This window comes from Candidatus Nomurabacteria bacterium (genome assembly GCA_023898565.1).
GTDB lineage: Bacteria > Patescibacteriota > Minisyncoccia > Phycocordibacterales > UBA918 > OLB19.
Genome location: CP060228.1, coordinates 250,338 through 263,998, shown reverse-complemented (window position 1 = coordinate 263,998; position 13,661 = coordinate 250,338). Strand labels below are relative to the sequence as shown.

Annotated in this window: 15 protein-coding genes; all 15 read left to right on the top strand. The window is 45.1% G+C overall.

Annotation, left to right across the window (positions count from 1 at the left end; all coding sequences use genetic code 11):
* The first annotated feature begins 58 nt into the window (after nucleotides 1-58).
* The 15 genes from H6780_01230 to H6780_01160 all read left to right on the top strand — a co-directional run bounded on the left by H6780_01230 (nucleotide 59) and on the right by H6780_01160 (nucleotide 13,406).
* The gene (locus H6780_01230; protein ID USN89028.1) at nucleotides 59-817 is read left to right on the top strand and encodes a hypothetical protein; all 759 of its coding nucleotides are present in this window, start codon (nucleotides 59-61) and stop codon (nucleotides 815-817) included.
* An 818-nt stretch (nucleotides 818-1,635) separates the two neighbouring features.
* The gene (locus tag H6780_01225; protein ID USN89027.1) at nucleotides 1,636-3,639 is read left to right on the top strand and encodes a hypothetical protein; all 2,004 of its coding nucleotides are present in this window, start codon (nucleotides 1,636-1,638) and stop codon (nucleotides 3,637-3,639) included.
* Between the two features lie 194 nt (nucleotides 3,640-3,833).
* Nucleotides 3,834-3,986, top strand: coding sequence for a hypothetical protein (locus H6780_01220; GenBank protein USN89026.1), 153 nt, complete (start codon nucleotides 3,834-3,836; stop codon nucleotides 3,984-3,986).
* A gap of 4 nt (nucleotides 3,987-3,990) precedes the next feature.
* Nucleotides 3,991-4,479, top strand: a complete 489-nt coding sequence (locus H6780_01215) for a DUF1360 domain-containing protein (protein USN89025.1) — start codon at nucleotides 3,991-3,993, stop codon at nucleotides 4,477-4,479.
* Nucleotides 4,480-4,504: 25 nt separating this feature from the next.
* The gene (locus H6780_01210) at nucleotides 4,505-7,201 is read left to right on the top strand and encodes a right-handed parallel beta-helix repeat-containing protein (GenBank protein USN89024.1); all 2,697 of its coding nucleotides are present in this window, start codon (nucleotides 4,505-4,507) and stop codon (nucleotides 7,199-7,201) included.
* On the top strand, nucleotides 7,194-7,742 hold the full coding sequence (locus tag H6780_01205) for a hypothetical protein (GenBank protein USN89023.1): 549 nt from the start codon (nucleotides 7,194-7,196) through the stop codon (nucleotides 7,740-7,742). The genes H6780_01210 and H6780_01205 overlap by 8 nt, the downstream gene beginning before the upstream one ends.
* A gap of 61 nt (nucleotides 7,743-7,803) precedes the next feature.
* Nucleotides 7,804-8,052 carry a hypothetical protein gene (locus H6780_01200; GenBank protein USN89022.1) on the top strand — a complete coding sequence of 83 codons (249 nt, stop codon included), beginning with the start codon at nucleotides 7,804-7,806 and terminating at the stop codon, nucleotides 8,050-8,052.
* A gap of 1 nt (nucleotide 8,053) precedes the next feature.
* Nucleotides 8,054-8,338 (top strand): hypothetical protein, encoded by a 285-nt coding sequence (locus tag H6780_01195; protein ID USN89021.1) that lies wholly within the window; start codon nucleotides 8,054-8,056, stop codon nucleotides 8,336-8,338.
* Nucleotides 8,331-8,858 (top strand): hypothetical protein, encoded by a 528-nt coding sequence (locus H6780_01190; GenBank protein ID USN89020.1) that lies wholly within the window; start codon nucleotides 8,331-8,333, stop codon nucleotides 8,856-8,858. Before H6780_01195 ends, H6780_01190 begins: the two co-directional genes overlap by 8 nt.
* A gap of 95 nt (nucleotides 8,859-8,953) precedes the next feature.
* On the top strand, nucleotides 8,954-9,505 hold the full coding sequence (locus tag H6780_01185) for a hypothetical protein (protein USN89019.1): 552 nt from the start codon (nucleotides 8,954-8,956) through the stop codon (nucleotides 9,503-9,505).
* Between the two features lie 212 nt (nucleotides 9,506-9,717).
* Complete coding sequence (locus H6780_01180) at nucleotides 9,718-10,293, top strand: CDP-alcohol phosphatidyltransferase family protein (protein ID USN89018.1); 576 nt, start codon at nucleotides 9,718-9,720, stop codon at nucleotides 10,291-10,293.
* A gap of 238 nt (nucleotides 10,294-10,531) precedes the next feature.
* The gene (locus tag H6780_01175; GenBank protein ID USN89017.1) at nucleotides 10,532-11,020 is read left to right on the top strand and encodes a 50S ribosomal protein L10; all 489 of its coding nucleotides are present in this window, start codon (nucleotides 10,532-10,534) and stop codon (nucleotides 11,018-11,020) included.
* A 136-nt stretch (nucleotides 11,021-11,156) separates the two neighbouring features.
* Nucleotides 11,157-11,624 (top strand): 50S ribosomal protein L7/L12, encoded by a 468-nt coding sequence (rplL, locus tag H6780_01170; GenBank protein ID USN89016.1) that lies wholly within the window; start codon nucleotides 11,157-11,159, stop codon nucleotides 11,622-11,624.
* Nucleotides 11,625-11,958: 334 nt separating this feature from the next.
* A complete protein-coding gene (locus H6780_01165; protein USN89015.1) occupies nucleotides 11,959-12,600 on the top strand; it encodes a hypothetical protein in 642 nt (213 codons plus the stop codon).
* An 89-nt stretch (nucleotides 12,601-12,689) separates the two neighbouring features.
* Entirely contained in the window at nucleotides 12,690-13,406 is a 717-nt protein-coding gene (locus H6780_01160; protein USN89014.1) for a potassium channel family protein, read from the top strand.
* Nucleotides 13,407-13,661: the final 255 nt, after the last annotated feature.

The following is a 13,661-nucleotide window of genomic DNA, read 5'->3' as shown; positions in this document are numbered from 1 at the left end:
TAGTAGTAGATAACGTACAACAAAGACACGTCTTAAAAGTCGTTAAGGTCAGACAACTATGCAGGCAGAAAAGGACAACACAATTCAGATTAAAAGACTCTCAAGCGACACAAATTACTACAACAATGTCTTTAAGAAGACAGAGAAGATTGTGTCGGTTATTTTCTATATTCTGTCTGAGACAAAAGACAGTTCAAAGACAGAAACTCATATTGAAAAAATTAAGGACAGAGCATTAAAGACTCACGAGCTATCTTTGGAGACACTGACTCTGCAGTCACACGAGCTGCACGATGGTCTTTTACGATTTCAGTACGGACTCGTTGGACTTGAAAGTACACTACGTATTGCGCAGATGGCCAAAGTAATTCCACTCGATATTTTCCGCCTCCTGTCTGATCAGCTAGATGCAGTACTTCGATATATCAACAATCACTACACCAACAACGAAGGAGTGTCAGTAGAAGAGTTGACAGAAGTGGTTATTCCAAAGCAGACACCGAGTAAGCCCGCCAGCCGGTCGGCCGCAAGCAGTGGGAGCGGTCAGGGTGCTCCAAACAGACAGCGCCGCGTTACGATTCCGGCTGGGGACATCAGCACAGACGCGTACTTGGTCTATAGTCAGCTGACCGATAGAGCAGAACGCATAAAGACAGTCCTTGAAGCAAAACCACAAGCCACAATCAAAGACATTGCGGAAGTGATAACAGACGTGAGTGAAAAGACAATTCAGCGTGAGCTCAATAGTCTCATAGAGTCTGGACAAGTTGTCCGAGAAGGAGAGCGTAGATGGTCTAGATACTCAGTTAGCAAATAGTGTCTTAGACTGAATAAGTCCTTGACTATCTATGCTGATAAGGTAAGAATAGTCATCATTGTTCTTTATCTTGTTTTAATAAGACAAGTACTGGCTCTGTAATAAAAGACACTAGACTGTGTATAGGAGAAGGAAGATTGCGTGCGGGACACCTACGGTGTCCCGCACGCAATCCAAAGCACTGCCTCCAGGTATCACATAGTGCGAGCGTATGACTTGCAAAACAAATTTTGTGTTTTGTAATTTGTGGCTTGGTAAGACACTGCGAGGTGCCTCGTCTTAATACACAGAACCACAAGATGGGTGTTTATCTGTCGAAGCAAGAGTCATCTGAAGGGCTATGGGAACAAGGCAGGCTGCAGTTGCAGCCGACCATGTATCCACAACCTGTGAACTCCCGAGTAGACAAAAATAATGCTACTATCTTGGTACGCGCTGGTGCGCTTTTTTTCTAGGATTGTTATGCAAGGGGCAGTACCCCAACCATACCCTTAGAGACAAAAGTCACTAGATGGATGAGCGTTTGTTTTTTGACAACTACATAGCAAAAACAAAAACCATTTTCTATGGAGTGTTTACTCTATAGAAGTGAAACCTACCGCACGACTTTTTCCCGCCCTGTCCGCCGCACAGACACGCAGTCCGAATTCGCAGCCTAGCCTCACACTCTCGGGTGAGAGGTTTGGTGATATTACGTAAGTGATCTGATAAACCACTTACTAATATGAATTAATTCATATTATTAGACTTATCAAGTTTAAGTCTCCTTCGGGAGGCACGCGTAGTAATTACGCAAACTATTACAGATAATTATAGTTATGACTAACACGAAAGACATTGCTTCAAAGCTTTCAGTAGCTTTTGTAGCAGTAGCTATGATCTTCACTGCATTTGCTTCAACAGCAAAGGCGCAGACTACTGAAGATCTACAGAAGATGATCAATGACTTGCTCGCGCAGGTTGCAGCACTTCAGTCACAGACTGGTGCAGCTACTACAGCAGCAGGTGTATGTCCTTACACATGGACCCGTGACCTTTCAACAGGTGCTACCGGTGCAGATGTAAAGATGCTCCAGATGTTCCTCAACGCTGATGCTGACACTCGCGTGGCAGTAGAAGGTGCTGGTTCAGCTGGTATGGAAACTGAATACTACGGTCCAGCTACCGCAGCAGCAGTTTCAAAGCTTCAGGTAAAGTACCGTTCAGAGGTTCTTTCACCAGCAAACCTTGTTAACCCAACAGGTTACTTTGGTCCAGGTACACGTGCTAAGGCTAACAGCCTCTGTGTAGCTGCTCCAGTAGTAGACACTGATGAAGACATGGACGAAGATGAAGACATGGACGAAGATGAAGACATGGAACTTTCAGGTGAAGCTTCACTCGACAAGTTCGAAATGGACTCAGCTTCAGATGATGAGCTCGAAGAAGGTGCTGAAGATGCAGAAATCGCAGAAGCAACTGTAGAGTTCGCTGATGGTGATGCTGAAATCTCACGCATCGATGTACAGCTTCTCGGACAGGCTGAGACTGATACTTCATCAGTACGTCCATGGGACGCTTTTGAAACTATCTCTCTCTGGGTAGATGGCGACAAGGTTGCTGAAGAAAATGCTGACGATGAAGATGATTACCTTGATGAAGATGAAGGTACACTTCGTTTCTCAGGTCTTCATATCGTAGGTATGGAAGATGAAGAGCTTGAAATTACTATCGCTGCAACAGTACAGACTGGTCTTGATACAGAAGAATTGACCACTTGGACTGTTGGTGTAGTAGCTGTTCGTTTCTTCGATGCTGATGGTGTTGCTACAACTGAAGATTCAATGGATGACATTGGAACTGATGGTGAGCAGACTTTCACTGTTGATGAAGCTGGTTCAGAAGATGAACTTAAGGCTAAGACCTCATCAAACGATCCTGATGCTTCAACCCTTCAGGTAAATGATGATAAGAAGTCAGACTGGTACACTGTATTCGTGTTTGACCTTGACACTGATGATTCAGTAAACGACATTGAACTTAACTCAATCAAGATCAACGCTTCAACTACACTTGCTGCTTACAGCACACTTGTGGATGATGTAGAACTTGTTATCGACGGTGTAACAATCGACGATGTGTCTGTAGCTAACGGTTCAAGCCTCGTTATCCCAGCTGTTCTTACATTTGATGTAGACGGTGATGTGGTTATCGACGCTGGTGATCGTGTAGAAGCAGAACTTATGGTTCGCTTCAAGTCAATCGCTTCAACAAGCGAAGGTGCAACTATCAAGGCTTCTATTGACGCTCTTGATACAACAATCGTAAGCGCTGAGGGTGCTGATGATCTTGGTGACAGCCAGCTTTCTGGTGCTGCTACTGGTGATGCGCACACTCTTCGAACTGCAGGTATCGACGTGTCTCCAGTTTCTACTGACGCTGACGTAACAGTTAACGACGGTGCTACTGATGACTACGCTACTTTCGAAATCGAAGTAGAAGTAACTGCGTTCGAACAGGATGTATACCTTTCAACTGATCCTGCAACCTCAACTTCATGGTCACTCGTGAACGGTTCAGGTGCTACAGTATCAGCTGGTACATCAACGGTTGTTCTTACTTCATCAGCTGATGAAGTGGGTGGATTCTTCGAAATCACTGAAGGTGAGACTGAAACTGTTACTATCACCGTTACATACGTTCCTGGTGTAGCTAACACAGCAGCTCGTCTTGTTCTTAACTCACTCTCATTCGATGAGGATCAGGACACAACTCCAGATCAGACACAGTCAACACTTCCAGTGACTGACTACCGAACATCTGTTGTTACAATCGTTAACTAGTTTCTAGTTTCGATGCAACAATGGTTTGTGACGAACGTCTAAGCTAGAGTTAACAAAAAGCCCCTTCGGGGGCTTTTTGTGTATCTGAGTGATTTTGGTTGGCGGTGACGGAGTGGGGAGAAAGGAAGCAAAACCGCCGGAAACCCGAAGGGTTTCCGGCGGTTTTGCGTTTGATTTGGTATACTGTACTCACTATGCCACCACGTAAAAACGCCTTCCGCCAAAACATATCAGAGAAACTCGCCAACAAAACCTTCTACCGCTTTCTCTTTAGTTTCATTGCGGTCGTCGCTGGTGTGCTCTTGTTTATTTTGCTTATCGGTACAGGTGGCGAAGGTGTACAATAGTCTTATGTTTCGTATTACTGATCAATATTTTTGGAACTTTGTTTTCTCCGTTTTTTTTGCAGTTTTGATAATCATGGGAGCGATTATTCTAGAGACCGAAGCTCGGATTCCACTGGTCGATCTCACGCTGGTTGACTTTGTCCTTATCACGCTTGCAACGTGGCGTCTGACTCGGCTGTTTGTGTACGATGGCATCACTAAGTTTATCCGTGAACAGTTTTGGGATGTGGTGAAGGTGGGGCGAGGATACGAGCTTCAAAAGCCGAAGACTGGCCCGCGCCGCACGTTAGCTGATCTGTTTGACTGTCCGTGGTGCATGGGCATGTGGCTTGCAGCAGTAGTGATTTTCTTTTACCTCATTACACCGTACGCAGTCTTCCCGGTATTACTTCTAGCTCTCTCTGCTGTAGCTACATTTTTGCAGCTCCTTTCTAATCTGGTTGGCCACAAAGCCGAATTACTCAAACAGCAAAATGACTATGATCGGTCATAGCAGAGTGTCATATTTTGTCGCAATCATGGTTTCTGTTTGTGCCTGGGCGCTGTCATTTGCAGCCTCCCAGGCATTTTATGAAATCAATGCAACTGGCGGTGGTTGTCGGTCCATTGGCAACTGGGAGGCGACGAATCGTACGTGCACGCTGACTACAGACATTTCTGAACCAATTATCATCACTACTTCGGCAGCTACCCTTGAGGGGGCCGGACATACTATAGATATCGATGATATGTCAGGCGAGAAATGGGCGGTGCGAGTGAACAGCGTCGAGGGTGTGGCTGTTCAAAACCTTAATTTGATTGGTGGTGGAATTATCTTTGATCAAGCAGATAGTGGCCGGGCCAAGTCCAATGTCATTGAGTCTTCGTTTAGTGGCATCCACTTCTTCGATCAGATTGGTGGCTTGGTGGAAGGGAATGTGGTGCGCGGGAGTAGTGATGCTCCACTTTGGACTGCGGTGAGTGCGCAAAATGCTGCAAATCTTGAGATACGTAATAATTTCATTGAGCATGCTGCTGTTGGTATTGATTTGAATGCGGTTAGCGGTAGTGTGGTGAAAGAGAATCGCATCGCCGAATCGACTACGGGGGTATCAATTGATCTATCAAGCAGCAATACAATTACTGCCAATGATATTGCGCGCTCAAATATTGCTCTTACGCTACAGACAGATAATGCAGCAGGCAACATCGTTACAAACAACGCCTTTCGTGACGGGAATACGGGTGTGGTGGTAGTTGCTTCGAGCGACGCTGGTGGTCCAGGTGATGAGCCGATCCCTACGTTTGGTGCTGCACATCAAGTGCGCAAGATTGCGCTTAGTGAGCAGCTAAAAAATCTTGTTCATAATTTTGCAGTCATAGTACGGTCAGCAGTATCGAAGGTTGCGTACGCGCAAGCTGAATCAATCAGCTGGCTGTATGGTAATAATTTTATCAACAACGACACGCATGTTGATGTGCCGGAGTGGGCTACTGAAGTGGCTTTCTCGCACGCTTCGCTGGGTGGTAATTATTGGGATACCTTTGATGAGGTGGGGGAAGGCTGTGTCAATGAAGATGCTGATGATTTCTGCGATCAAGCCTATGAATTGAATGGCTTTGGTTTGTTTGACGAATTCCCACGCACAGCAGCACAATTGGTCGAGTTGCCGCTGGCACAGTGTAGCGATGGGATCGATAATGATGCTGATGGTCTTATTGATTTTCCCGCTGATCCGGGTTGCGCTACGGCGGATGATTTTATTGAGGTGAATCCACCAGCACCAACGTGTGTTATGTATGCAGCACCAGCGACAATTGCTGCTGGTGGCACGACAACTCTTTCTTGGACCAGCGAGCATGCGGCATCGGTCGAGATTGATACTGGCATAGGCGCGGTTGATCCTACTGGTGAATTGGTCGTATCGCCGACGGAAACGACAACCTACACTGCTATGTTCACTAGTGTTGGCGGCTCGAATAATTGCCAGGTGACAGTAGCGGTGCAGTCTGCACCAGAACCAGAGCCTGAACCCGAGCCGACTCCTGAACTCACGCTGGGTGAGAGGGCTGCGGAGTTGGCAAAACAATTACTAGCGGCAGCGGTTCAGTCACAAGCAGATCCAGGAGATGTGTATGAGTTAGGTTCCCGTGGTTGGAACTACATCGAGGGTTATTTCGTTGATCCACATGAGATAGTTTCAGGCTACTATCAAAAGAATCATTATTACAATTACGAAAGAGTTGCGCCTGGAATCGACTGCTCGGGGTTGATTTATTGGGCTTTTAACAAGGCAAATGATCCAACTGAAGCGCATGACAATTATGTGGCCAATGTAACTGCTGATGGCATGTTCGGTGATGTGCAGTCAAGTGAGGTGGTGGGGGAGTTGGAGCCGGGGGACGCATTATTCTTCGGGGATGATTCTCGAATCAGTCATGTGGCAATGTACGTTGGTGAAAGCGAAGGGTACGATGTGGTGAACGCATCGTCTGAAGATCTTGGAGTGATTCAAGGGGAAAGTGTAAATTATGAAAAAGATTCTGATTTTGTTGAACGCAGACGTATTCACCAGCACGGATTTTCTTCTGCCAGCACCTTTTCTCCGGTTGACCTGATTGTCACCGACCCTGATGGCTTGACGTTGTCATACGAGGATATCATCCCATCTGATTTGGAGTATATCCGAGAAGTTCCGGGGGTAATGTATTACTCAGAAATTGAGCGCGGTCACGATGGTCAGTCAATTGACCGGGTGTACTTCACAGAACTGAAAGATGGCGTCTACATATTTGAGGTGGCGCCTGATGAAACAGCTACTTCTGGGAGTCAGTATTCACTTGTGCTGAACACGGGTCAAACAGTTATTGAGCTTGCTAAGGATGAGTTAGTGTCTGAAATTCCCCCACAAGGTTTTGCGGTAGAGGTGAGTGGCGGCGGAGAAGTGATTGAGGAGGTCGAGGTTCCACTAAATACAAAGCCGCTATTTAGTCTATTAAATGAACGAATTGATGAAGCTGAGATTCAAAATCGATTTCTTCGGTTACGACTAGAAGCTAATTTGAAGTTGGCCGAGAAACATTATAATAAAAATCGTAAGCGCGCAGCATCGGCTATTTTAAAAAATCTTAACCGTTTGGTAGAGCGACGGGCTGGTCGGGGAATGAATAACAGTGACGCTGACGAAATAAACGACATTATCAGTCAGTTAATTGCAAAACTGAAATATGAGTAAGTCACTTTTAACTTTTGTATTGATTTTGGTAATCATTGGTGCTGCTTGGTGGGTGTGGCACGAAATGTCTGATTCAGCAGTTGAGGTTGAGATTGGCACTAATCAAACTGCCACCACGTCCCCAGAAGAATTTGTTGAAATAGAGACAACCGATGTAAATATTTATCGCAATGAAGACTGGGGATTTCAGTTTGAGTATCCACAGGAATGGGAGGTGCGGGAACCGGCATTCGTGAGTGGTGTGAGTTTATTCAATATGGCAATTGGTCCAGCGCCTGCCAATGGCATCACGATAAACATTACTCCCAAAAACTGGATAGAAGGTGCCATGACCAAAATGAAGGCTAGGGGAGTTGTTTTTGAAGAGATTTTTCTAGACGGGAAATCAGCCTACAAGACATATGATAAAGATGGGTGGAGTCGTCCAGCGATTCTCACGTTAGTCTTGGTCAGTGATGAGTATTGGATTGATATTACTGGAATTAGTAAATATGAAGAGGAGTACAATCAGATCATTGAATCTTTCGAGTTCATAGAATAGATGTGATTAACAAAGATAGAGTTCAACAAATTATGACAGTGCGCATAGTGCCATTGAAATTATGAATAAAAAACTCACAGTATTAGCAATACTTTGTATTGTAGTTGTGGCTGGACTAGTAGCTTGGCACTGGCTTTTTATTGAGACAGGCGAGCAGGCCACAGAAGACATTGCGGAAACGGAGCAGCCTGAAGAGATCGCTGAAAGCGAGAACCACATCTATAGAAATGAAGAGTGGGGATTTCAGTTTGAGTATCCCAAAAGATGGAATTTACAAGATCCCGTTTCAAAGTGGCAGTTCAGAGTTTAATGTGACTCTCTATCCTGATCAAGAATTACATCACGGTGACCCAGTGCTGGTAAACATTGTTACACACAGTTTTGCGGAAAAATCATTTAATAACATAGACAAGACCGAAGAATTGATTGTAGTCGACGGAGTTTCTGGGGTTAAGTATATTTATGACTGGAAAAGTGATACAGAGATAGCGATAATTCTTCCCATTAAAGATTATAAAATGATTTTGGGCACAAACGGCCATTATGAAGAGTTGTTTGCTGGTGTTGTTGAGTCCTTTGAATTTGTTGATGAATAAAAAACTCCCAGTATTAACAATACTTTGTATTGCGGTCGCGGTCGGATTGGCAGCTTGGCACGGGCTTTTTATTAAGACGGGCGAGCAGGCCACAGAAGACATTGTGGAAACGAAGCAGCCTGAAGAGATTGCTGAAAACGAGAACCACATCTATAGAAACGAAGAGTGGGGATTTCAGTTTGAGTATCCCAAAAGATGGAATTTACAAGATCCCGTTTCTTCTAATAAGGCCGCCCTACTAAACATTGGTTTAATTGATGATGAAAAATTAGCCTTTTCCCCATTACGTATTTTCATAAGCTCAAAAGAATGGGGGGAGCGATTGAGAAAGAAATTTGAGTCAAAGATAGTAATAGGTGGTCGGGAATGGTGGAGTTATTCCTCTGTTACTATGTCTTCAATACCGACGCAAGAATACTTTGTACTGATTAATGATGAATATTGGATAAATTTGAGTGTGCAAGATGAGTACGCGTCAGAGCTCCAGCTTGTTCTCAACACCTTTAAATTCATCGAGTAAACCTGTGTGACAAGTGGGCAAAAATGATGTGGTGGCAGCGAATGATATAGAATAAATAACGCACATTATCAACCAATTAATTACAAACCTGAAACATGAATAAGTCACTCTTAACTTTTGTAGTGGTTTTGGTACTCATTGGGGCTGCTTGGTGGCTGTGGCATGAACCATCTGATTCAGCAGCTGAGAAAGACACCAAACAAACCGCCACAACGTCCCCGGAAGAATTTGTTGAAATAGAGACAACCGATGCAAATATTTATCGCAATGAAGACTGGGGATTTCAGTTTGAGTATCCACAGGAATGGGAGGTGAGGGAACCAGCGTTTGGTAGTAGTGTCAGTTTGTTCAATATGGCTATTGAGCCTATTGATCCCTATAATTTACATGCAATTTTGGTAAATATTACTCCAAAGAGCTGGATCGAAAGCGCGCATGCAAAAATGAAGGCCCGTGGAGTGGTTATTAGTGAGGTGGAGTTCAAAAATAGAACTGCATTATTTGCGGTAAATGATCAGGGTATTGGTGGTCCAACTGAAAATTACTATATCTTGATTAGCGATGAGTACTGGATACACTTATCTGGCCAGGTAAGACAAAAGGATGCATTTGTTGATTTTCTTAACTCTTTCGAGTTCATAGAGTAAATACAATTAACAAAGATAGAGTTCAACAAATTATGACAGTGCGCGGAGTGCCATTGAGATTATGAATAAAAAACTCCCAGTATTAGTAATACTTTGTATTGCAGTGATGGTTTTGCAGGCACTGGATGGCGGCTCCCTAGGCAGAAAAATAAAAATAGGATAGAGTACGGCTTGATCTGGTCTTTTTGTGTTGAAAGGGGAACGACATGCATATGGCAGAGATGTACTGGCAAGGGTCGTCGCGGCAGTGGAATCTACCCAATGCCATTTCGCTCAGTCGAGCAGTGGCGGGGGTGGCTGTGCCTTTGTGGTGGCTTGCCGGCACACACGTGCTGTTTTTGGCAGTCGTGTATGCTGGTCTGTCCGACTGGCTTGATGGCTGGCTGGCGAGACGGCAGGGGATGGTGACGCCGCTTGGTGCGGTAATCGACCCGCTGGCGGATAAGTGCTTCACCAATCCGTTTTTGCTTGGTCTTGCCATTACGTCTGGTTCGGTTTGGCTCAGTGTGTTGTTTGTGGTCAACTTGCTGTATGACATCGACAACACCTACCAGCGGCGGTTTGATATCGCAGCGGCGATGCGCGGGGTACGTGCACCAGCTACCAAGCCGGTGACACTGCTTTCAAAAACCAAAACGGCCGTGCTGTTTGGCTTGATGATCGTGGCGTTGTATCCCTCTCTGGTGTCGTTTGTGGCGCCCGATGAGCTGGCGATGGTCTCGCTGGGATTGGTCCTTGCCTCATGGGGACTTAATCGGGCGGCTACGTTCAGGCGGTATTTTCTATAGTTAACGGCCCGCGCAGCGGGCCGTTCTTTTGTCAAGCGCGTAGCGCTTGGCAATTTTAATTTTTTTGGTATAGTGTCTCCACGCAGGCTCATGACAGCTGGTTCCTCAAGGGGAGTAAAGGCATTCGCCGCCGGCCGAGGTCCAACTATTTTTTAGTGTGGAAAGGTCGAGCCCGTCAGGGGTATTTTTTATATCTACCCGCCGGGCCTGCAGTTTATCCATTGATTTCTATAAAATCATGGCAATTACAAAAGCAAAAAAACAAGACATTCTTGCAAAACTTGATGGCGTAAAGGCTGACTCAGAGTCAATTGTGTTTGTGAAGTTCAACGGGATGACCGTGGCTGACACAACTGCAATGCGTTCACAGCTTCGCGAACAGGGCGTTGGCTACTTTGTGGCTAAGAAGACGCTGATGAAGCGTACGTTTGGTGAAGCGTTTGAGGGCACTATGCCTGAACTTGAGGGAGAGATCGCGGTGGCATACAGCGCCGACGCCATCACTCCAGCGCAGCAGATCAAAGAGTTTGCAGGAAAGTATAAGGACAACATCTCAATTGCAGGTGGAGTCTTCCAGGGCGTATTCAAGGATGCAGCTGAAATGACTGAGATTGCTTCAATCCCAGCGCTTCCAGTGCTTCGTGGTATGTTCGTCAACGTTATTAATTCACCTATTCAGGGGCTCGCGATTGTTCTCAACGCTGTAGCTGAGAAGAAAGGTGCATAATTAAATTCTAGATTATGTCAGAAGATAAATGAAGAAAGGAGCGCAAGCGACTATTCTGAATTTAGTTCCCAATTTGCTTCTTTACTAAAGCAAATTGCTGGAACGCTCTGACTATAGAACTAAACTAAAAATTATCATGAGTGAAGAAAATGAAACAAAGGTAGAAGAAACTACTGAAACTGCCGCTCCAGCAGCCGCTGAAGTAGTAGCAGAAGAAACTACTGAAGAAGTAGAAGTTCCTGCCCAGTTCAAGAGCATCGTAGAAGCTATCGAAAAGATGAGCGTTCTCGAGCTACACGAACTCGTAAAGGTATTTGAGAAGAAGTTTGGTGTATCAGCAGCAGCTGTTGCAGTAGCCGGTCCAGCAGCCGCTGGCGACGCTGGTGAAGAACAGTCTGAATTCACTGTTGAACTTACTGAAGCTGGTGCTCAGAAGATTGCTGTTATCAAGGTAGTGAAGGAAGTACTTGGTCTCGGACTTAAGGAGGCTAAGGAAATGGTAGACGGCGCTCCAGCAGTAGTGAAGGAAAACATGAAGAAAGAAGACGCTGAGGCACTTAAGGCTAAGCTTGAAGAAGCTGGAGCCAAGGTGACATTGAAATAAGTCAATTAAAAAACTGCCCAAAGGACAGTTTTTTAAAGACTGTATTTCATTCACCTTTGCTCCAGAGCCGCAGCGATATGAGGAGCTCATTTCCTAGGGCGACAAATCAGCGAGACGGGCTCGCAAGTACTTAGTGCTCACAGCCAGCGAAGCTGGTGAGAACACTTAGTAACTTGTGAGGGAGCAAAAGTTACCCTTGAATAATTACGTTAGTAATTTGATATAAAACCGGCGGGCCCGAAGGGCCCGCCGGTTTTATTGCATTGCACCACGACATTTTCTTCTCACACTGTCCACCGAAAAGCTGTGCTATAATCGCTGCACGTAATTCTGTATGGCAGCGCGCGATCCATTATCCATTCTGTTTGGCAGCACCGCTCGGGTGAAACTACTCCGCTTTTTCCTGTTTAATCCGTCTAAGGAATTTTCGTTCGACGATATTAGCAAGCGCGCTAAGCTTGTTCGTCGTACTGCACGCACTGAAATGAATGCGCTTGAAAAAGCCGAGGTGATTAAGCAAAAAACTATCTATATTGAAGTGGAAGGAAAGGCAAAAAAGATGAAGGCGATTGGCTATTCGGTCAACAAAGATTTCCCTGAACTTCAGGCCCTACAAACTTTCTTATTTGAAACAGCGCCGATTGATGGGAAGAATCTTTTAAAACACTTGCGTCAAGCTGGTGTGCTTGATTTTGTTGGCGTAAGCGGTGTGTTTGTGCGCGACTTCGAACAGCGGCTCGACGTGCTTTTGGCAATGAAGAAATTCTCGCAAGCAAAAGTGGAAAAGGCGATTCGTTCTTTGGAAGCAGAGATTGGTATTGAAATTCGGTTTGCGGCGATGTCGTCGGAAGATCTCATGTATCGAGTAGGAATGTACGACAAACTCACACGAGATTTCTTTGATTACACACATCAAGTATTGGTAGATAAAATCGGTGTACGTGATGAGGTGATGAGTCATAGTACCTTTCGGTAAGCAAAAGCACCGGCCAAATTTTGGCCGGTGCTTTTGCTTAGTGTGCACATTATAAGTGTCTCCAGTTTAGTCAATGCTAGACTAAAAACATGAATACGATCCGGTTAACCGCCAGAGAACGTTTGGTTGAAGATTGGTTTGAGTTGCCGATGCTGGTGGTCACGGTCTGTTTGGCGCTGACACTTGCTGTCCCCGCATTGTTTGCGCTGCCAGACACGTGGGTGCGCGTTTTTGCTCTTCTCAACGTACTCATTTGGTCAACATTTTATTTAGAATTGTTTGCAAAATTTGCCGTCGCTAAGAGCAAGTTGGCGATGCTGAAAAGAAACTGGTCGTTGGTAGTAATCACGGTCATGCCCGTATTTCTATCGCTTCGCTTAATGCGACTATCGCGGCTGGTGAGTCTGTTGCGTTTTCTTCGGTTGCAAAAGAGTGTCGCAAAGTTGCGCAAGAGTGCTCGGGAATTGGTGTATAACATCGAGTACATTCTCATCACCATAAGCATATTTATTGTCAGCACTGCGTTTATCATGTGGCAGGTGGAGATGCGGTTTGATGGCTCAATCACGTCTTTGTATGACTCACTGTGGTGGGCGGTGATTACCATCACTACCATTGGCTATGGCGATGTAATTCCGTCATCTCCACAAGGAAAAGTATTTGGTGGCATAGTGAGTTTGTTGGGGACGATTTTATTTATGATTTTTGTCGCCCGTGTTACCACAATGTTTGTGCACAACAAAGAAATTAGTGATTTAAAGCGAGTGATTGAGCAGCAAAATCGTTCGAAGGCACACAAAAACTAGCAATTTTTCGGTGGGGAAAAACTGTTGATAGAACCGAGGATAAATATCCAGAATAAATGCTTGACTTTATTTTTTATTCGTATAAGATAGCGGGCACGTATTTATGAAGTTTGGAGTTAAAGCTCAGTCGTAGTAAGAGAGTCACTCGTGATTTTCTTGCCGCGACACCGCGGCTTTTTTCTTCCAAAGTTCAAGGGGATGCGCGATCGTTGAAAATTGCATATTCAAGAAGTCAGATTGATAAGGTCTGACTTC